General features: G+C 43.5%; 19 protein-coding genes. 6 read left to right on the forward strand and 13 right to left on the reverse strand.

Going from position 1 to position 20,037, the window contains the following annotated elements; genetic code table 11:
- Positions 1 to 18 precede the first annotated feature (18 nt).
- The 5 genes from IW644_RS15540 to IW644_RS15560 all read right to left on the reverse strand — a co-directional run bounded on the left by IW644_RS15540 (position 19) and on the right by IW644_RS15560 (position 5,306).
- Positions 19 to 1,335 carry a choice-of-anchor A family protein gene (locus tag IW644_RS15540; protein WP_269918359.1) on the reverse strand — a complete coding sequence of 439 codons (1,317 nt, stop codon included), beginning with the start codon at positions 1,333 to 1,335 and terminating at the stop codon, positions 19 to 21.
- Positions 1,336 to 1,518: 183 nt separating this feature from the next.
- Positions 1,519 to 1,929 (reverse strand): ExbD/TolR family protein, encoded by a 411-nt coding sequence (locus IW644_RS15545; RefSeq protein WP_136783761.1) that lies wholly within the window; start codon positions 1,927 to 1,929, stop codon positions 1,519 to 1,521.
- Positions 1,930 to 2,071: 142 nt separating this feature from the next.
- Positions 2,072 to 2,860 carry a CLCA_X family protein gene (locus IW644_RS15550; protein WP_269918360.1) on the reverse strand — a complete coding sequence of 263 codons (789 nt, stop codon included), beginning with the start codon at positions 2,858 to 2,860 and terminating at the stop codon, positions 2,072 to 2,074.
- A 26-nt stretch (positions 2,861 to 2,886) separates the two neighbouring features.
- Entirely contained in the window at positions 2,887 to 3,423 is a 537-nt protein-coding gene (gene fldB / locus IW644_RS15555) for a flavodoxin FldB (protein ID WP_269918361.1), read from the reverse strand.
- Between the two features lie 17 nt (positions 3,424 to 3,440).
- On the reverse strand, positions 3,441 to 5,306 hold the full coding sequence (locus IW644_RS15560; RefSeq protein ID WP_269918400.1) for an alkaline phosphatase family protein: 1,866 nt from the start codon (positions 5,304 to 5,306) through the stop codon (positions 3,441 to 3,443).
- A gap of 248 nt (positions 5,307 to 5,554) precedes the next feature.
- Between IW644_RS15560 and IW644_RS15565 the strand changes: the two genes are divergently transcribed.
- The gene (locus IW644_RS15565) at positions 5,555 to 6,676 is read left to right on the forward strand and encodes a hypothetical protein (RefSeq protein WP_269918362.1); all 1,122 of its coding nucleotides are present in this window, start codon (positions 5,555 to 5,557) and stop codon (positions 6,674 to 6,676) included.
- A 104-nt stretch (positions 6,677 to 6,780) separates the two neighbouring features.
- Here IW644_RS15565 and msrA read toward each other — a convergent pair whose 3' ends face one another.
- Positions 6,781 to 7,326: a peptide-methionine (S)-S-oxide reductase MsrA gene (msrA, locus tag IW644_RS15570; protein WP_269918363.1), complete on the reverse strand. Its 546-nt coding sequence runs from the start codon at positions 7,324 to 7,326 to the stop codon at positions 6,781 to 6,783.
- A gap of 259 nt (positions 7,327 to 7,585) precedes the next feature.
- Here msrA and IW644_RS15575 point away from each other — a divergent pair, with 259 nt between their 5' ends.
- The 3 genes from IW644_RS15575 to IW644_RS15585 all read left to right on the forward strand — a co-directional run bounded on the left by IW644_RS15575 (position 7,586) and on the right by IW644_RS15585 (position 10,448).
- The gene (locus IW644_RS15575) at positions 7,586 to 7,981 is read left to right on the forward strand and encodes a thiol-disulfide oxidoreductase DCC family protein (RefSeq protein ID WP_269918364.1); all 396 of its coding nucleotides are present in this window, start codon (positions 7,586 to 7,588) and stop codon (positions 7,979 to 7,981) included.
- Positions 7,971 to 8,696, forward strand: a complete 726-nt coding sequence (locus IW644_RS15580) for an SDR family NAD(P)-dependent oxidoreductase (protein ID WP_269918365.1) — start codon at positions 7,971 to 7,973, stop codon at positions 8,694 to 8,696. Before IW644_RS15575 ends, IW644_RS15580 begins: the two co-directional genes overlap by 11 nt.
- Before the next feature lie 330 nt (positions 8,697 to 9,026).
- On the forward strand, positions 9,027 to 10,448 hold the full coding sequence (locus tag IW644_RS15585; protein ID WP_179984599.1) for a sodium-dependent transporter: 1,422 nt from the start codon (positions 9,027 to 9,029) through the stop codon (positions 10,446 to 10,448).
- A 198-nt stretch (positions 10,449 to 10,646) separates the two neighbouring features.
- Here the strand turns inward: IW644_RS15585 and IW644_RS15590 are convergent, their stop codons facing one another.
- Complete coding sequence (locus tag IW644_RS15590; protein ID WP_269918366.1) at positions 10,647 to 11,459, reverse strand: NAD-dependent epimerase/dehydratase family protein; 813 nt, start codon at positions 11,457 to 11,459, stop codon at positions 10,647 to 10,649.
- A 237-nt stretch (positions 11,460 to 11,696) separates the two neighbouring features.
- A complete protein-coding gene (locus IW644_RS15595; RefSeq protein ID WP_269918367.1) occupies positions 11,697 to 12,536 on the reverse strand; it encodes a DUF2884 family protein in 840 nt (279 codons plus the stop codon).
- Positions 12,537 to 12,885: 349 nt separating this feature from the next.
- On the opposite strand from IW644_RS15595, the gene IW644_RS15600 reads away from it, so the two are divergent.
- Positions 12,886 to 13,077 (forward strand): hypothetical protein, encoded by a 192-nt coding sequence (locus IW644_RS15600; RefSeq protein WP_014950735.1) that lies wholly within the window; start codon positions 12,886 to 12,888, stop codon positions 13,075 to 13,077.
- Positions 13,078 to 13,213: 136 nt separating this feature from the next.
- Here the strand turns inward: IW644_RS15600 and IW644_RS15605 are convergent, their stop codons facing one another.
- Genes IW644_RS15605 through IW644_RS15615 form a run of 3 tightly spaced genes read right to left on the reverse strand, consistent with a single transcriptional unit; the run spans position 13,214 to position 16,374 of the window.
- Positions 13,214 to 14,566: a mechanosensitive ion channel family protein gene (locus tag IW644_RS15605; RefSeq protein WP_269918368.1), complete on the reverse strand. Its 1,353-nt coding sequence runs from the start codon at positions 14,564 to 14,566 to the stop codon at positions 13,214 to 13,216.
- 3 nt (positions 14,567 to 14,569) lie between these two features.
- The gene (locus tag IW644_RS15610; protein ID WP_269918369.1) at positions 14,570 to 15,463 is read right to left on the reverse strand and encodes an acyltransferase; all 894 of its coding nucleotides are present in this window, start codon (positions 15,461 to 15,463) and stop codon (positions 14,570 to 14,572) included.
- Complete coding sequence (locus tag IW644_RS15615; protein ID WP_179984594.1) at positions 15,460 to 16,374, reverse strand: acyltransferase; 915 nt, start codon at positions 16,372 to 16,374, stop codon at positions 15,460 to 15,462. The genes IW644_RS15610 and IW644_RS15615 overlap by 4 nt, the downstream gene beginning before the upstream one ends.
- A gap of 113 nt (positions 16,375 to 16,487) precedes the next feature.
- On the opposite strand from IW644_RS15615, the gene fghA reads away from it, so the two are divergent.
- Positions 16,488 to 17,330, forward strand: coding sequence for an S-formylglutathione hydrolase (fghA, locus tag IW644_RS15620; RefSeq protein WP_269918370.1), 843 nt, complete (start codon positions 16,488 to 16,490; stop codon positions 17,328 to 17,330).
- Positions 17,331 to 17,414: 84 nt separating this feature from the next.
- Here fghA and IW644_RS15625 read toward each other — a convergent pair whose 3' ends face one another.
- Positions 17,415 to 19,535, reverse strand: a complete 2,121-nt coding sequence (locus IW644_RS15625; protein WP_269918371.1) for a putative bifunctional diguanylate cyclase/phosphodiesterase — start codon at positions 19,533 to 19,535, stop codon at positions 17,415 to 17,417.
- A gap of 9 nt (positions 19,536 to 19,544) precedes the next feature.
- A complete protein-coding gene (locus IW644_RS15630; RefSeq protein ID WP_269918372.1) occupies positions 19,545 to 20,030 on the reverse strand; it encodes a Rab family GTPase in 486 nt (161 codons plus the stop codon).
- Positions 20,031 to 20,037: the final 7 nt, after the last annotated feature.

Raw genomic sequence — 20,037 nt, forward strand, 5'->3', positions numbered from 1 at the left:
AAGACCAAGTAATCCTGTTTAGACCTTGCTAACTTGTCGACGCCTAACCAGCATGAAGCATCCTGCGCCAAATAAAAGGGCGATTGAAGCGGGCTCACTGACGTTAATAGCGCCAAACTGGTAGTTATTAATTTGGCCTGTTGGCGCGTTGTAGGTTTGGCCTTGGTCATTAACTAATTCCACAAGCGGCGTGACCAAACTATTGGCAATCACGTTGCCATCTACGTGACCATTATAAAAGCTTAGCTCTGCATATGGCGCCAAGACACTACCTTTTACGCCAACACTGTGCAGGGTTAAATCTTCAGCATCAACAAAATTAAACAAAATATTGTTAGTGTAAAGCCCATCGTGACGTTGGCCTATGTTGTTATCGTTGTCTCTATACTGGCCATTTTCTGTAAAATATTCGTTTTCCTGCGTAAATGCAGTATTGAAGAAGCCAGTATTAAACAGCTCTACCGTATCCCCATACACATTGATAATGTTATAGCTGGTGGTAGAGAAATCGTAAACAATGTCTTTGTCGGCAGCACTGAACCAGTCAGAACTAATCGAATAGATATTCACATCATCGGAGCCAGAAAATACGATGGTGTCGAGAGTATCGATATTACTGTCATTACAACTGACTAACGCATTTGGGTCTGAAGCGTCGGTACAGGTCAGTGTTGTTGTTCCATTTACGCTCATCGAAGCAAAGTCTTGAGACTGCGCCGTTACTTCATTAGCGATGGAATTAAAATCGAGATTGTCGACGTTTACTGTATTACTAGAAGACTGCACAGCACTTCCCGTATAGCCAGCGTTGTCCACAGTAAGCGTTGTACCGTAGGTTATCGAACCATTTACACCCGCTTCACGGATGGTAACGGCTTGTTCAGACTGGATATCGCCGTTATTAACGCCTGCCTTCTCTAATGTCACGTCACCTTCACTGAATATACCGCCGTTTTCCACACTACCGTAGGTTACAGTGGTAGTACTGCCACTGTTTAATGCTCCATCGAACATTACGCCATTCGCAGTAACCATTCCTGAAACTGTGGTTTGTCCTGCGTGAACATGGCCTCGGGTGTAACTAAGATCGCCACCTACGTAAAGCGCACTAGAGGAAAGATCGGTAGGGAGTAGAAGACCTACATCAAAGTCTTCAACCGTTAGGTTTCCACCTACGGCTAACGAGCCTTCAACGTCAGAACGCTCACCTTCGTAATCTTCAAAGATGAAAGCGTTGTAGTTAAACGCTTCGCTTAATTCAATTTTTGCCGCAGACACCTGGGGTGCTGACATTACCGCTGCAACTACAGCAGTGTAAATAAGTTTTTTGTGCATAATGGCTCCAGTGACATCAGAGTCTGGAACCGAGTTTCAACATGGTTTATCCAGACACACCGAATGGTACGATCTGAACAAAATTCGCGCGATAGCACAAGAGATACTTTGGTATAAGAGAGGATACGAAAAAGCCACCCGAAGGTGGCTTTTACTTAATTTGTATTTGATTAATAAAGCGTTTTAGCTGCTCTTTTTAACCAAAACAGATACTTTGTCGATACCAGCAATTTTAACTTGGTTCATTACTTCAACTACTGTGCCGTGCTCGCTGTCTTCGTGAGCCTGGATAGCAGCAGAATCAGTGTTGTTTTCTGCTAGGTATGTTTGCGTGTTCGCAACCACACGACGAATATCAACCTCACGGCCACCCATCGTGATAGTGCCGTCAGCAGCAATACGAATAGAAAGCGCTTTAGAAGGCTTGTCGTTTTTCGCTTGATTGTCTTCTGGACGGTTTACGTCTAAACCTTTCTCTTTCACGAACGAGGTCGTTACGATGAAGAAAATCAACATGATGAACACAATGTCCAACATGGGGGTCATATCAATCTGAGCCTCGTCTTCAGCCGAGGTATGCTTCTTTCTTTTCATCTCGTCTTCTTTCTTCTGTTACGTTCGAGCCATTTAGTATACTGCTTGTTACAAAAATATACAGACTTTTGTATAAAAACAGTGTGCTCATTAACACTTGTTGTTGAAAAAATACTCAGTTTCACGGTAATAAAACAACAAACTAAGTTTGTTTGCGTGAAATAGCGACACCTAATTGGTAAAAATACAACATCAATGCCTGATTGAGTGATGTACGCAAGTTACCATGAGGGTAAATGCCAAGTCTAGCTTCCGTTGACTTTTTTGTACCTTGCACTAAGAACGCATTTTTGATCTCGTGATCTTGAATGCAGGCTTCAAATGCGCGGGCGGCCATCTCCTGAGGCATAGCATAATAATACATTTTTAGCGCGCGATCAGCTTCTACGGATCGCACAAAGTACTCATTTGGCCTTTTTTGATCATTTAAAAACAATAACGAGAAACAATCGCTCAATTTTTGATTCAAAGGGTGAGCGTTCATTGGCGCATTATCCAGCCACGCCTGCGTGGCGAAACTTCCAGCGGCAACGCCGTCGAACATACGAGGAGCAATGTAGTGATCAAATGCGTGAAACCACTCGTGGGCTAGAGCTCCCGCTCCTGCGTTTTTTGCTAGCGCTAGCTGTCTTTTCGCACTGTTGTAGTGGGCGCTACTGTGCTTTTGTCCCCCACTGCCAAAAGCAAGGGATAGAGAGCCGTTTAAAGACAGCACTTGCTCATTAATATTAAGGATCGCAACCAGATCGTACAGGGCGTCAAAAAACAAATTGGCAGCGATCTGTTGTTCTTCCGCAGTCACCCATCTGCCAACCGTGATCGTAGCGAAATTAAACAGTTTGCGTATATCTTGAAACGATACGTCGGCACCGTCTCGGTGGCTAGGGCCGTTGCGATAGAATTGCTGATGAAGACGGCCTTTATTTTCCAACGCTGATATCCAAATGTATTAGGTAATTAAGCCATCGAGACCAATAGTTGCTCACACCAAGCTTCAATGCGGGCATCGGTTTTGTCGTATTGATTTTCATCGTCAAGAGACAGGCCGACAAACTGGGTTTTATCTTCGGTTAACGCTTTAGAGGCGGTAAACTCGTAGCCTTCGTTAGGCCAGTAACCCACAATATTACAACCTGAAGGCATTATTGCATCGTGAAGCATGCCCAATGCATCTTGAAACCATTCGCCGTAACCTAGCTGATCGCCAAGGCCGAATAGCGCAATGGTTTTACCTGCTAAATTTAGGCCGTGGACCTCTTCCCAGTGAGACTCCCAATCTTCTTGCAGCTCGCCAAAATCCCAAGTAGATATTCCAAATATAATGATGTCGTATTCGGCTGTGCGCGTCAGGTTAACATCTTTAATGTTGTGAAGGTCAACAATGTCTTCGTCAAAAAGGCTATTGAGCTGCGCTTGGATTTTTTCTGCCGCCATTTCGGTATAGCAGGTTGTTGAGCCGTAAAATAATCCGATGGACAGTGCGCTATCACTCATTAGATACCTCTTTTGAACTAATCGTCTTTAGAAGCTGGGAATTCTACCTCTTTACCGTTGCTCAACAAAGCTTTGCACTGAACATCGGCGTTTTTCTGTGAAATTTTTAATACACCGATGGCGCAGCCGTTGAATAATTCGCCATAACCCTTGCTAGGTTCCCGTGCTTTTACCGACATATTTCGACGTCTTGTGAAAAGGTTCAGAGGTGACTTGGAGCGATAAAGCACGCGGTTCAATCTATCTAGCCACTTAATGAGTCCATCCGGGAACGCGTTTTTCAATCCGCTGCAGGTGAACTGAGTAATATGGGGGCTGTTTCGCCTAAAGCGTAAACGCACATCGTACACAAAGGAATAGTGCACATCGCCCGACAAGATAATGAATTCAGGCGGGGTCTTGTAGTGCCTGAATATGTTTAACATGACGTTGGCAGTACCTTTATGGGCCATCCAATTTTCTGCATCAACAGTGAGCGCCTTGCCAAAAAACGTAAATATTTTTTGAATGGCCTCAATAACTTTAACCCCATAGATAGGGGCAGCAGAGACAACGATGACAGATTCTTTGCCAATAATAGAATGCTGGAAATCACACAGCGCTTCCCAATCCATTAAGCCCGAAGGCTTGTTCATATTTGATTCACTGCGCCAGCGCTGTGTTCGCGTGTCTAATACTTCAATAGGAGGCGTGGTATCTAAGCGGTAATGCCATTGATCAAAATCTAAAAGATCGTCTATAACTTCATCGTGTGCAGTGAAGCCTTTTTCACTTATCGATTCGTGTACTTTTGCGATCAGCGGCGCGACTTTTTTAGGCGCATTGCCCCAGCCTTGGCATAGCAAGTAGCCAATGAGAGCATTGCCGATCATGCGTTTTGATAAAGGGTTGCTATAAACTTCTTGTTCCCAACCACGAGTTAAGTTCCAATCGTCAGTAACATCGTGATCGTCAAAGATCATATAAGTAGGAATGTGCGCTAGTGCTCGGCGTACCTGGGGTAATTGCTTAACGAACCCGGTAAGCGCGTCATTCTCTTTATCGAAAATGTTTGAGTACTTTTCTGGGATCCCATTTTTATCTATGGATACATTAGTCCAAAGCGTATCGGACCACACCAGCAAATACATAGCGAGGATCTCTGCACTTCCAATTAAATGGTTTTGTGCATTTACCGACGTAAACACAGGCTTTTTCTTGGCGCCAAAGAAAATTGAAGATAGTACCGTGTTGGTCGCTATTTGTGGCAGAAGCTGTTCACGTTCATAAAACCCAAATTCATGGGTTGCAAGTTCACTTGTATTGCCCACCACTGCGCCCTCAAGCGCTTCGTGGTAAAGGCCTAAACGCTCTATCACACTGTGAATTGCTTTAAGCATAGGGCCAGCGACATCATCTGCGTAAATTTGATCCCCCGTCATCAACAAAAGATCGGGGAAATTCTTATCTTTTTCAAACGCATTCTTATGAAGCACGTCAACCTGCGCCAGCGCATCATCTTCGTGAAAGTGGGGCTTGCGGCAAGAGCCGTGTAAAATAGTTTCGGGTGTTTCGGTGTAGTGAAAGCTTGGCGTAGATTGACCATCGTAGAGTATTGCGCGCTGTTCTTTTTCCCATGCGGCTTGGGCAGACGAATCGTCAAATAACAGTTGATAGCTAATTCGCGCTTTGTCTTTAAAAGGATCAGCGGCGTAAAAAGAGATTAGGTGGATGAAAGCATAAGAGCCTACGCGTACAGTTTCACTCTGACACTCACCTGCTATAGTCTGGTCACAGGCAGACAGTTTCAGTTGTGGTGCTTCGGCGTTACTAGTGACTACCCATATATGGCTTTCAGTAGACGTCACTTTTCTAACTATTGGCCCTGCAATGACTTGGGGCAAGTGCTGCGTAGGAATGGCTTTCTCCTTCAATACTTAATTTGCTAGCTAAAACCTTTTTTTGCACCTAGATTGAGGCGCTTTACGTTCTTGACTGTGTTTTACAGATACAAAGGCAGTCGCTAATGTAAATAACCGCTATAACCTTACTCTTTTTTGTGCATAAACGGTATGCTCTATATACTCCCTTACAATTTTTTCAGTTTTAGCTTCTGCTCTCGCTCTAGTGAGTAAAGAGAGGACTTCATATTATGCTTAAATATTTAACTGCCACCGTTTTAACCGCGATGCTGGTCACCGCATGTAGCGAGCCCAAAGATGTCATTATTAGCCCAGAACCTACCGATTTGACAGAAACAACGGTAGGGAAGTGGATCCTCGATGAATCTGGAAAAGTGATGTTTGACCCCCAAACATCAGGGCTAGTGGTGTTAGACGGACAGCTAGTAACCATTGCAGATGCAAGCGCGGATGTTACGCAGCAGTTGAAGTTACATAGCATTTCACCTGACACGGCAACGCTAAGCGCGTCTAGTAAACGCTTTTCATTCTCAAGGAGCGTGCGTCGAAGCTGCTTTTATGGCTACTTAAGCGAACGGCCAGATTTAGAAGCGTTAGCGGTAGACCCTAGAGATGCTAATGTCATCTATACCGTCACAGAAGACGCTACCCGTACTGGCGCCTTAAGCCCTCGTTGTGAAACCAAGTACGAAGATACAGGCTCTACAGATTACCCAACCCTATTGGTTAAATTAACCCGCAAGGGCAATGGTGATGTTGAAATGTCAGAAGTACGTCCACTACAATTTCCGAAAGAGTTCGAAGTAGGGAACTTCCCCAATGACGGCATTGAAGGCCTCACTATGGCAGAAGACGGCACTTTGTATTTGGCGTTAGAAAAAGACAAAGCGGGACAGCCACGAGTCTTTACATTGTCTGTCGATAAAGACTTTTTCTCATCGAGCGATTTTGCAACCGTGAGCGAACCAGACCTACAGCTTCCTTCGTTTACCTCTGGTAATCACCCCATAAATGGCTTGGCTTTATATACGCACTCAACAGGCGCATCATATTTATTTGGCGCTGCAAGAAACGACAATGAATTATGGGTAATTGATACCACTGGCAGCAAGCCAACAAAGCGCATTCCCATTATTTTTGATGTTGCCAGTGACCAGAGTTGTGAACAGTACACAATGGATAATTCATCAATGGAAGGGTTAGTCACTATTGATAGTACGCTATGGATAATTAACGATCCGTGGGAAAAGAATTACATGAAAAATGCGACATGTGAGGCGCATAAGACGCGCTATGAAGATTTAGCACCGTTACTGTTTCCGATAGAAATCAATGACGTTTGGTTTGATTAGCGTCTATCTACTCAAGATGACCTTAAAACCGAAAAAGGGTTGCTACCAAGCAACCCTTTCGTTTTTAGCCAACCTGTAAACGCCGCTAAAAAAGCTGACTTTACTTATGCATCGCTGCGAAGGCGAGAAGCAAAAGTCTTTTTGAATTTTGCAAGCTTAGGTGCAACCACCATAGAGCAATACTGGTTCTGCGGATTGTTTTTGAAATAATCCTGATGATAGTCTTCGGCGTCATAGTAGTTATTCACGGCTACTATTTCAGTGACTACCGGGTCGGGCCAAATTTCTTCTTCTGTGATTTGTGCAATAATTTTTTCAGCTTCCGCTTTTTGTGCATCGTCGTGATAGAAAATTGCGCTGCGATACTGAGTACCCACATCATTACCCTGTCTGTTTAGCTGAGTAGGATCATGTAGCGCGAAGAAAATCTCTAGAATTTCACGGTAGCTGATGTTGTCTGCATCAAAGGTTACTTGTACCACTTCTGCATGACCAGTGCTTCCCGTACATACCTCTTCATAGGTTGGATCGGCTTTTTCACCTCCAGCATAGCCAGAAATTGCTTTTTCTACGCCTTCGACAGTGTTGAACGCGGACTCGATACACCAGAAGCATCCGCCTGCTAAAGTGGCCACTTGTAAATTTGCCATAATAAAACCTCTCTTAATCTTTGCTTGTAGTGTGGGTGCCCCTAGGTCACAACACAAGTCATCCAAGCGTGTTTTTTTATCGTATAAACGAATATTAAATAAGAATAACGTGCGACGGCTTAAAACGGTTTTAAACTGCACACGATAAGAGCACTCATAGTGCGCGGCAAACGCGATGTATTCTTTGTTTTTTCCATGTTTGCATGGGCGAAATCGTCTTTTAAGCGATAAGTGTCTTATGTGGCAGAGGTAGGTAGAAGTGATTATTTTTTATGATGGTTATTGCCCCTTGTGCATAGCCGAAATGCGTCATTTACGCAAAAGAGACAAGCATAACAAACTCACCCTGGTCGACATCCAGGCCCCTGATTTTGCAACTCGCTATCCTGCCATGGATTGGCATGCGCTTAACGCCAGAATTCACGGACTTCGCGAGGATGGCACCCTAATTACCGGACTTGATGTTACCCATGAAGCGTGGAAGGCAGTAGGTATGGGCTGGATTTATGCTCCGCTTCGCTGGCCTGTTATTCGTTATGCCGCCGATGCTTTCTACAATGTATTCGCAAAACATAGATATACCATTTCTTACCTTTTAACGGGAAAAAAACGCCAGTGCGACCGCTGTGTACCAGGAGAGCCGAATGGAAAATAACGTACTTATAGTGGGCGCATCTGGCGGTATAGCGTCTGCGCTTATAGAACAATATCGCAGTGCAGGCGCAAAGGTGTTTGCAATAAGTCGTGCAGCTGCATCTGAAAGTAACAACCTAGAGAATGTTTCGTATCATCAAATTTCTGAACAGGATGATAAGCACATTAGCGGCTTTGTAAAACAACTCGCTGAGCAAGGCGTTGTGTTAAATACGGTAGTAATAACAACCGGTTTTTTGCATAACGAAAACGATGGTATTCACCCCGAAAAACGCTTAGAAGATGTCAGTGAGGAAGCCCTGACAGCGTACTTTGCGACAAACAGCATTATTCCCTCTATATGGCTTAAGCATTTGGTCAATGTTATGAGTAAAGAAGGGTCTACCCTTGTTTGCCTAAGCGCGAGAGTAGGGAGCATATCAGACAACGGGCTTGGCGGATGGTATGGCTACCGTGCATCGAAAGCCGCGCTCAATATGTTTGTTAAAACAGCATCGGTAGAGTACAAGCGCAGATTAAAAGACGTCATGCTGGTATGCTACCACCCAGGTACTGTTGATACAGGACTGTCGAAGCCATTCCAAAAAAATGTAGCCGCTAAAAAACTCTTTACACCAGAGTTTACTGCCAAACAACTTGTTCACCACCTTTCAGCGCTTGATCGGGACCAAGCTTGCCATTTTATTGACTGGAATGGTGAAGTGGTAACTTGGTGATACGGTCTATCATCGTTTCAGCAAGTTCAACATCAAGACTTTTTATTTCACTGCTGTTACCATGCTATTTTGGGAATGGTGCAGCGTATTGATACGCCCATAGAGGTAGCAATACAACGCGTTGACGCCACACGTGAGTCATAACAACAAACGCCATCCTAATAATAAATAATACCAGTTCGCTCGGCTTGATTCCGACGAGAATCAAGAACGAACAACAAGTACAAATTGTGAGTGCAAAAAAGTGATTGTTTTATACAAGGCTAATTTGTATGTCGCAAGGCGTGACAAGCGAACTGTTATAACAATAACTCAACAAGAGGAATGGATATGAGCGGGGCCAGAGAACAGTTCGGATCGCGCATAGGTTTTATATTGGCTGCTGCAGGCTCTGCAGTGGGCATTGGTAATTTGGTGGGTTTCCCTGTCGGTGCAGCTAAAAACGGTGGTGGGGCATTCCTTTTAATGTACGCCATTTTTGTTTTTGCCATTTGTCTACCGGTTATGCTGGCAGAGATGTCAGTGGGCCGCCATGCTAAAAAAGACCCGTTAGGCGCATACAGCGCTATCAGTGGTAACGAAAAGAAGTGGAAACTCGCAGGCTGGTTCGCGATTGCCACGCCGTTTATGATTGCCGTTTTCTATATGGTTATTACTGTATGGCTTTTTGGCTATTTATTTGAAGCAGTTAGCGGAAACTTAGACAAACTAGCAGACCCCAATACCTTTGGGGTGTTTATTAATTCAGAGTCTATTTTCGTCTACATGGCTGCTGTTGTTGGTGTGGTTTACCTTATTCTTCAAGGTGGTGTAAAAGAGGGGATAGAAAAAGCGGCGAAGCTGCTTATGCCAGCACTTTTCGTAATGCTTATCGGCCTTGTTATCTTCGTACTAACCCGCGAAAATGCAATGGCTGGTGTTGAGTTTTATATTGTTCCTGATTTTTCAAAAATTACGGCGCAAGTGGTCAATGGCGCATTGTCACAAGCCTTTTTCTCACTATCGCTGGGTATGGGAATTCTTATCACCTACGGTAGTTACATCGATAAACGTGCGGATGTACCAAGCGCAGCAAAGCTTGTTGCATTAACCGATACCGCAGTGGCTTTTACCGCTGGTTTAATGATTCTTCCTGCCATATTCTCTTTTAACCCAGATATTAACCCTGATGAGTTAAGTGAATCGTCTGTAGGTATGATTTTTACTTATCTGCCTAGTATCTTTTTAGCACTACAAGACTCCATAGGCTATATGGGCGCTTCGATAGTCGCGAGCCTGTTTTTCCTACTCGTGTTCTTTGCGGCAATTACGTCTCTAGTGTCTATTTTTGAAGTACCAGTCGCAGCACTAATGGACGAAAAAGGCGTGAGCCGTAAATGGGCGCTAGGCTCTTTAGGTAGCATTATGATTGTGCTGGCAATTCTAAGTGCATTGTCGTTTGGTAAAGTTGATATGCTGACGTCATTTATGCACTACGCAGGTGCCGATAAATCGCTGTTTGACGTAATTTACGATGTATTCTACGACACTATTTTGCCGTTAAACGGCCTGCTAATCTGCTTGTTCGTTATTTATCGCTGGAAGAGTGCTAATTTTAATGCTTCTTTGGAAGAAGGCAGTAGCGGCTATAAAGGCAGCTGGTTTGAAAAGTATGTGGATGTTTCGTTGAAAACCTTTATTCCGCTAATTCTACTTGTGATTTTTGTAAACACGGTGGCGGTGAAATACTTTGGTGTAAGCCTGTTCGGTTAATTCACCATACAAAACTAGTGTATTTGCTGTGTGCTAGCAGTAAATTCGGATAAAAAAACGGCGAGCCTGAGGCTTGCCGTTTTTGTTTCTTTTAGCGATTAGCTCTTAATTCATGGCTTTTTGACAACTTATTGGCGAATACATCTCAATGAATCTACAACCGTCTTAGCGAGCCAAGTAAACATACAAGCATAAGCCTTAAAACATGCTATAGGGGTCACCATAGGTAGGCGTAATGTTAAGCCTTTCCCAACTTTGCGCAGCGTCGATAACCTTGCCGCCAGGCTGAGCTTCTGTATCAGAAAAGTGTGGTGTGTCTATACCCATCGCGTTAGCTGCATCTACATAATAAATACCGCGCTTAGGGTGAGATAAACTGCAAAGGTGTATAACGTCGTTTAGCGGTTTGTCGCAAATAATCGAGGTTAACGCAGACACAATGTCGTGCACATGGACAAGGTTAATTCGTTTATTTCCTGCATCTAACTGTCTTCCACTTAATGAACGTGCTGGGTGACGATCTGGACCTACTAAACCCGCTAAGCGAACAATACTGATATTAGTTTGGTCTCGCTTAGACATTAAATGGTTTTCAATAGTCACGTGGGCTTTCGCCGACGCAGTTTGTGGGTTCGTGTCACTTTGTTCCGTAAGGACGTTATTCGTGTCATCGCCGTAAACTGATGTGGTACTGATAAAAATAATGTGCGCGACGTCTGCGCTTAGTGCAGCATCAATAAGTCGCAGCATATTTTCAGTAAATGATTCGAGGTTGGTGTTTCTTCTACCAGGGGGAATATTTAACAATAACGTCGCGTTTTGTAAGTGGCTACATAGTACCGATGTATCATCGCCCAGTGCATATTCTATAGCGGTAACACCCTGTTCCTCTAACGCGAGGCGTTTTTGTTGGCTTCGAGTAGTGCCTATAATATTGACCTTACCTGACAGTGCGCTGCCTACATAGCCGGCTAACCAGCCATAGCCACTAATTACTACATTCTGAGTCATCGATTAAATTCCCCTTTGTTTAGGGCTTAAGAGTACATCAATCGAGGGGCGGATGTCGTTAGTACGCCTACCATTAACTGAAAAAGCAGAAATCTGAAAGAGGTGAAATACTCAAAAGTTAGATAGCGACCGGTATAAAAACTAAAAACCGACTGGTTTTTCAGTCGGTTTTCAAAATAAGTGAAACAGAAAGGTAAGTAGTTTGTTGTAGCGGGGATAGTTCGCTAAATTACTCGACTACATTTTCATTTCGTCGTTGTGGCCGCGTTGCTCCTGGTGATCTCTGTGATCAATATCTAGCAGGTTCAAGTCATCAAGCCCTGATATAGATGCCTGCATTTTACCTTCAGCATAGTCGGCTTTCTTCAGCACTTTACACAAAGCCTCGCCTTTTTCTTCCAGCGAAGCGGCTTGGCTTTCCAAGCGATATTCTAAATCTTCACCCCAGCGCTCCATCTTTTGTTCAAACTCAGACATATCACCACCTTCCCACAGCATTTGTGTGCCAACCGCGATAAGAATTCGGCCCATAGATTCACTGATCAAAGATTCTATTTGTGTTTCAAACTCTTGCTCCCAGCTCTCGTCAAACCAGCCTGGCTCGTCAAATTTCGTAGAATCTACGCGAATATTGCCCGCGTCATCATAAAATGAGGTGTTTAATTTAGTTTCTAGTGAGTTGAACAATTCATTGAAATCATCACCCATTTGGTCACCGCCCAGCAGCTCAGTAAACACTTCAGTTACTGCTACGTTGGCAATTTCCAGTCCTTCACTGGCAATGGTAAGAGTCATAGGAATAGCAATATCAATGTTGTTGTAGTATTCACTTACCCAACGTTGCTGTTCTCTGTCTAGCGAAACTGACTCGCCGTTAATGGTCATATTGTGTTGAGCATCAATGGTCATTACTGAACCGTTGTCCATCTGAACCGTGAGATCGCCTTGGTAATACTGAATATGGCCATCTAGCTCCATGTCGCAGCTGTTGTTCTGAAAGCTTGTGTCATGCGCGAATGCGTGGCCACTTATCAAAGCACTGGTAACGGCAACAGAAAGTAGTAGTTTGTTAGACATTGTTCATTCCTTAATTTAGGTGTGACACATTAACCTTGTTCTAAGCGCTGCGATGGGGTGTAGAGTCACTATCAAATAAACACTAGCGTTATTCGCTGGTATATCTTTACTAGTTTATTAGAGCAATGGCCTTGCCAAAATTTAAAGTTTATATTTTTCAGTGGGTTAAGTTTTGAGAGCGGATTTTTAGAGCAGTCTTTAATTCACTATTTAGTGAAATTGCTAATTAATTAGTAGTTTTGACTAAGATCAATTAATACCAATAGCGATACATTTAAGCCAATCCAAGCATGGTTAAATCTTATTTATTGGTGCATAATACCGCCAATATTTTTAAGGGGTTATCACAATGGCTGATTGGATTAATGCAATTATGTTTGGTGTTGCGCTAATTGCCTTTACGCTAGGGCTAAGCAGCATCGTTATGGGCTTTATGACTGCTAAAGCAGGTGCTGAAGGTATGCAGGAAAAAATCGAGTATGGTTTTTTTGGCGTTACTGGTTTAGTACTTTGCTTACTGATGGCCTACGCACTGGCTTAAGCAATAAGCATTATGAAAAAACCGGCTATTACAGCCGGTTTTTTTTCGCCCTTAAACAACAGTGATGTAAGTTCTACTAGCCGTTGTCATTGCGGCCGTGTTCGCTTTTGTCCTGCGCTTCTCTTGGCGCCTTTACTTATCTTGGTGTATTGGCACTTTCGTCATCAATACGGCGTTGAGCAGGTTCCTGTCGGGCATCGTTTCCTTCAGAGCTGTTAAACACGCTATGTTCACGATGGGCAAGCAAGGATAAGTGCCCATCACGTTGATAAGCGCGTAAGTCGAACAGGTCTAGCATGGCCATGACATGGTCAAAAATATCTGCCTGAACTTTCTCGTATTTAACCCAATCTTTTTGAATACTAAAGCAGTAAATTTCTAGAGGTAAACCGAGCTCATTAGGCGGCAACTGCCTAACCATAAGCGTCAGTTCTTGGTTAATATCTGGGTGTTTACGTATATAAGCCTCTAAATACGCCCTAAAAGTACCAATGTTAGTAAGGCGACGGTTGTTTAACAGATCCGATTCATCAATAGAATAATCTCTGTGATAGGCACGAAGCTCGTTCTTCTTTTTCTCGACATACTCATTGATATAACGAATTTTTGAAAAGCGCTCTAGCATGTCATTGTCGCAAAGCTTGATAGAGTGCACATCGATATATATTGCGCGCTTAATTCTACGACCACCAGACTCCTGCATGCCCCGCCAATTTTTTACCGCTTCAGTGGTAAGGCTATATGTCGGCAATGTAGAGATGGTCTTGTCCCAGTTTTGCACTTTAACGTTGGTCAGGCCTATCTCAAGTATTTCCCCATCTACTTCATACTTAGGCATGGCAATCCAATCGCCCGTATTAAACATGCGGTTGGCGGCAATCTGAATGCCGGCAACAAAGCCTAGAATGGTGTCTCTGAAGATGAGTAGTAAAACAGCTGCAATGGCGGTTAAGCCAGACACAATAAGCAGTGGGCTTCTATCTACAATCAACGAAATACTAAGTAGTATCGTAATGATCGCGAAGGCAAGTTTCGTTACCTGAATAAAGCCTGTAATAGGGGCGCGCCGGGATAGGGCTGAAGCATTGTAGACATCTTCTACCGTGCTTAGCATGGCATACAAAGCTAATAGCCCACTATACAGCATGTAAAGTTGGGCACTCTTTATCATCATTCCGTGTATGACAGCTTCATCGTCAATGAGAACGGGGGTGGTAACGTAAATGAAGAGAGCCGGGAAAAGGTGCATTAAACGCCTAAAGAAGCCGTGTTCTTGTAGCGCGTTATCCCACTTATTATTCGACTTATATACCCAGTTGGCTATTTGAGGACGCACCAGCAGGCGCGCAACCACGTAGATAAGGATTGCTACGAATAGTATAGAGCCTAGAGCAAGCAAATTGTAAAGCGGATCTTCAGTGGTTAAATTAGGAAAAACGTCTTTAACCAAATGAATGAAATGATCGCGTACTGAAGCACTGACTTCCATTATTTACGACTCCAACAGTTTCTTTATACGGTTGTCTTTATTTTCCCACAGAGCATTTAACCAGTTTTGGAAATAAAGACGAAACTCAGACTCAGTGCGTTCTGATTCTTGTTGTAGCTCTGGCACTGGGGTAACGTTTACGTCGATAACGATTTTTGTCATCTGACCGCTTAGCATTGCCATCATGGGGTGACGTTTATTTTCAGGGTAAAGTAGCGAGATATCTAACACGTTAGTAAATAGCTCACCCATAGCTGAAAGCGTGAAAGAAACCCCGCCCGCTTTTGGTGGCAGTAGGTTTTCGTAAGGGCTTTGCTTAGATAAATGCTTTTGGGTTGTGAAGCGCGTTCCTTCCACAAAGTTGATGACGGTAGTAGGAACCGTTCTAAACTTTTCACAATACGCTTTAGTGGTTTCTAAGTCCTTGCCTTTCTTGTCCGGATTTTTTTCCAAATATGCGCGGGTGTATCTATGCATAAAGGGCATGTCGAGCGCCCAAGCGCCTAACCCAACAAAGGGTAACCAGATAAGCTCTTTTTTGAGAAAGAACTTAGGCGCGGGAATGCGGTGTGTGGCAAATTCAATAAGCAGAATAATATCTAGATAACTCAGGTGATTAGCGATAATTAGATACCAACTGTTTTTTGAAAGCTCACCATGAACCGAACACTCAATATCAACCTTATTAAATAGCCTGATTAACAGCACACTAATACGCCCAAAGCTAAACATTAGGGCATGCATAACCTTGTTCCAGGCAGTTCTAATTCTTCCATTTGGTAACAGCAGTTTTACCAAGCCAAGTAGAATAATTAGTCCGCCCCATAGAGCGAGGTTCAGAATTTGCAGCGTGGTGTGCAAAACAAAAATAAAAGGCGCAAGTACTACACGGATCATAATGGTTTCTGAGTTGCGTTAAGTGAATCTAAAAGCTGATCTTTGGCGTGCCATTGTTCATTTAGCCACGTTTGAAAACGGGCGCGAACTTGCGGATCATCAAAGTAACTATCGTTGAATACGCCATTTTCCATAATGTCTTTAATAGGCATAACCTTTATATTTACGCGGATGTCGCGCACTTTGCCACTCACGAAGTCCCAAAAAGAAGGAACGCCGTTAGGGTAGTCTATTGTGACATCTATCAATTTATGTAGCTGGTCACCCATGGCCGATAACACAAAGGCAATTCCGCCTGCTTTGGGCTTAAGAAGATGCTGAAAAGGCGAGTTTTGCCTATCGTGTTTTCCCTGCGTAAAGCGGGTGCCTTCTACAAAGTTCATAATACTAACGGGCTTGTTGCGAAACTTCTCGCACGCTTTGCGTGTAGTTTCCATGTCCTTTCCCTTGAGATGCGGGTTTTTAGCCAAGAAAGACTTTGAATACCGCTGCATAAATGGGAAATCGAGTGCCCACCATGCCAATCCAAGAATTGGCACATAAATTAGCTCTTTTTTAAGGAAAAACTTCAAAAAAGGGATTTTTCGGTTGAATACACGTTGAAGAACAAGGATATCGACCCAAGATTGGTGGTTAGCAACGACGAGATACCAATCATCTCGGGTAAGTTTTTCTAGTCCGTTTACCTGCCATTTGGTTCGACCGCTGATGCGCTGATTAAGGTTGTTTACACCAATCCACGCGGTAGCGCAGGCATCGAGCAAATAAGAGATGAAGCGTCGCCACGGGGTTATGGGGATTAATTTAAAAATCGCGAGAATGAATATAGGCGTTGACCACAAAACTGTATTCAGGAAATAGCAGATAACCGAAATAGTGCCAACAATATGATGCAACAGGGCTTTTACCATTGTACTTACCTCAAAAATTAGGCGCTTAGTGTAAACGAACTTGATCTAAAATCCGATAGAGCCTTTACTGATTCCACAATAAAGGTGCAATTTTACGAATTTAAGGAGCTGAAATGGAGCTTATTGGCGAAAATAAAGCATTTGGGGGCCAGCATTTGCGCTACACCCACAAAGCTGAAACCACACAATGCGATATGACTTTCGCAATTTTCCTACCCCCATTTGCCTCTAAAGAAAAGCCGGTGCCGGTATTATATTGGCTATCGGGGTTAACCTGTACCGACCAAAACTTTATGCAGAAAGCGGGGGCAATGAAGCTTGCTGCAGAACTGGGTATGGCCATCGTGGCGCCTGATACTTCACCTCGTGGTGAAGGTGTGCCCGATGATGAAGAAGGCGCTTATGACTTCGGTCTAGGAGCGGGCTTCTATGTAGACGCAACTCAAGCCCCGTGGGACAAACACTACAACATGTATAGTTACATTGTTGATGAACTGCCAGCGCTTATCGAAAGCGAATTTCCTGTAACTAAAGAGCGGGCAATTAGCGGACATTCTATGGGTGGGCACGGCGCGCTTGTTATCGGCATGCGTAACCCAAACAAATTTGTTTCAGTATCAGCGTTTAGCCCAATCTCGAATCCGTCAGATTGCCCATGGGGAGAAAAAGCACTAGGCGGATACCTAGGTGATGACAAGGCAGCATGGAAGGACTACGACGCATCTTTGCTGTTAGCAAGCAAAACCCATAGTGTGCCTTTGTTGGTAGAGCAGGGCACAAAAGATGAGTTCTTGCACGAACAGTTAAAGCCTCAGTCTCTGGTACATGCTGCGCAGCAATCAGATACGCAGCTTACGCTAAATATGCACGAAGGTTACGATCATAGTTATTTCTTCATTGCATCGTTTATTGAAGAGCATTTAGAGTTCCATGCGGGACATATGGGCCTAATTTAAGCGTGTTCATTTAAGCTAAGAAGTGCACTAAAAAGCCGGAACAAGTTCCGGCTTTTTGTATCATTTTGCATAAAAGGCTGTAAATTATTTGAGCTTTCTTGCAAGTGAGATGAATTCATCAATCGCGACGGGTCGCTGATATAAGTATCCTTGGCCGTATGCGCATTGGTGATTCTGTAGAAACTGCTGTTGCTGTGGCGTTTCAATACCTTCAGCAATAATTTTGATATTTAAATTATTCGCAAGCCCCAAAATCGCCTGAACGATAGCTTGGTCGTCGGTGTTTTTCTCTAGTTCACTTACGAAAGAACGGTCAATTTTAAGCTCATCAATGGGTAACTTTTTTAAATAGACTAGCGAGCTGAAGCCCGTACCAAAATCGTCAATTGATACAGTAATACCCATAGCTCTAAGTTCATTTAGCAATATGGATACTGTTTCCAAGCTCTCAATGAATACGCTCTCTGTAAGTTCAATCGATAGGTTAGAACCGAAAAGCTGGTGGTCTTCCAGGGCATTCTTAATTTGGTTTAGTAGCGCTAAATCTGATACTTGTCGGCCGGATATATTGATAGCTAACCTGATATCCAGGTTAGAAGCCTTTAGTGCCTCAATGGCGCCACAAGCTTCATTAATAAGCCATTCGCCAAAGGGGAAAATGAGCTCACTTTTCTCTGCTAATGGTATAAAAACTTCCGGCGAAATAAACTTACCTTCTGGTGTTATCCATCGGGTTAACGCTTCGCACTTGACGATTTTTCCAGAGGAAAGGTCAACAATAGGCTGTAGGAATAGTTTTAGCTCATTGTTTGCAATCGCTCGCCGCAGTTCTGATTCAAGTTCGTAAATAGCATTATGCTGACTATGCAACTCTTCGCTGTAAACTAACGAGATGTTTCTGCCTTGATATTTAGCCGCTTGAAGTGCGACATCTGCACATTGAAGTAATGTTTCTGCTGAAGAGCAATCTTGAGGAAAACTTGCTTCACCAATGTTAATACCTAAATTAGGCTCGCTGCCGTTAAGCACGGTGTAGGTCTTGGTTAGCTTGCTCACAAGCTGTTTGACGTACTCGCTGCTACTTACATCTTTAAACGTATCTATTCGTTTTACGAGTGCGAACTCGTTACTGCCAATCCTTGCAATAAACCCGCTATTTCCAACAAAGGCCTGTAGCCGCAAAGCAAATGATTTTAAGATTTCATCCCCAGATTGGTAGCTCAGCGCCTCATTAATCTTTTTGAAATCGCAGATATCAATAATAAATAGCTTAAAAGGAGTGTCTTCCTGAACTAACCGTCTTACCGTACCGGTGAACAAATTCCGATTGGCTACTTTGGTTAATGAATCCATGCCGCTGGCAGTAAGCACACTTTCTTCTTTATTATGTATGTGCGTGATGTCAGTAAACAAATAAACCCAATGGGTGAGCTCTTCGCCATGTAATACAGGGTGGATAGTGACCTGAAGCCAAACCTTATAATCGTCTACCGGTTGCCAGTATATTTCGCCTTGCCACGGTGCTTTACGTTGTACTAATGCGGGTAGAAAAGTAGACGGCGCGTCGATATCTTTGATTAGCTCCATGATACGTATAGAGCTTGGTGTAGTGCTATTACACAACAGAAGCCGGTGTGAAGCTTTGTTGTCTAAAATTAACGCCCCTTCATTATCTAAAATAACAACACCCGTTTCTAAATTATGGATAGCTTGCTGTATGGGCGGCACGAGCTTTTGCAGACGAGTGTTTTTGCGCAGCACATTGTTTAATCTATGCCTAATGTATTCGTGCTGTCCCACAATTTCATGGTGACTTAACAACAATTCACGGGCAGCTTGGAGCGTCTGTTGTTTTTCATCAAATTGTTCTTCAACGTTCTTGACCACTAGATAGCGAGAGCCAGAGCCGCTATTTATAGCCAGGGCTTCAAGACGCAAAAGCTGATTTTCGTTTTGTTCGGTCCAAAAACCGGAAGATAGGGTAAACGACGTTTCTCCTTTCCAAACCTCATCAGCATCGAAAAAGAAATCATCCAAAAAGATCGATGGAACGTGCTTTTTTTGAAGCTTATTGTTTTCGTCAAGCGAAACTACATTCGATAACCATGGAAGTTCCGGTGTTAAACACGTGATATCGTCTTCAGAGTTACACTTAAACAACGCGCAGTTAGTTATGCCCAGCGCATTTAATAAATGGATGTCCATGGCACTCTCCTACCAAAACGCAATTGTACTGAATAAGTTTTCTACATTTTCACCGGTTTTCGCACTTGTTTTAGTAAGTGAAGAAAATCTCTGGGCGTAATTATTTAGCTCTTCCTCACTCCAATGCCAGCTAGTGGGAAGGTCAGTTTTATTCACTACGAAAAAGGCGGGAATGTCGGGGTAATGCTCGCGCGCAAGGTCGAGGATTTCTATACCCTCAAGCAAAGATTGAGAGCGAGTTTGATCAACTACGATAATATAAGCACTGGCGCCGCGAAGATAGCGGGGATTAAAGCCACAGTATCTATCGATACCCTCTAAATCCCAAAGGAGAAGCTGAACACCTCGCCCTTCTCTATTGACCTGTTTTTTGTCTATTTTTACGCCAATAGTTGTCTTGTACTTTTCGGAAAAAATACCTTCGACAAACTGCTTTACTAGGCTTGTTTTACCAACACCAGTGGGCCCTAGAATACAAACTTTTTTCTGTATCACCGCAAAG

This window comes from Alteromonas sp. PRIM-21, from assembly GCF_027563165.1.
GTDB classification, from domain to species: Bacteria; Pseudomonadota; Gammaproteobacteria; order Enterobacterales; family Alteromonadaceae; genus Alteromonas; species Alteromonas macleodii_A.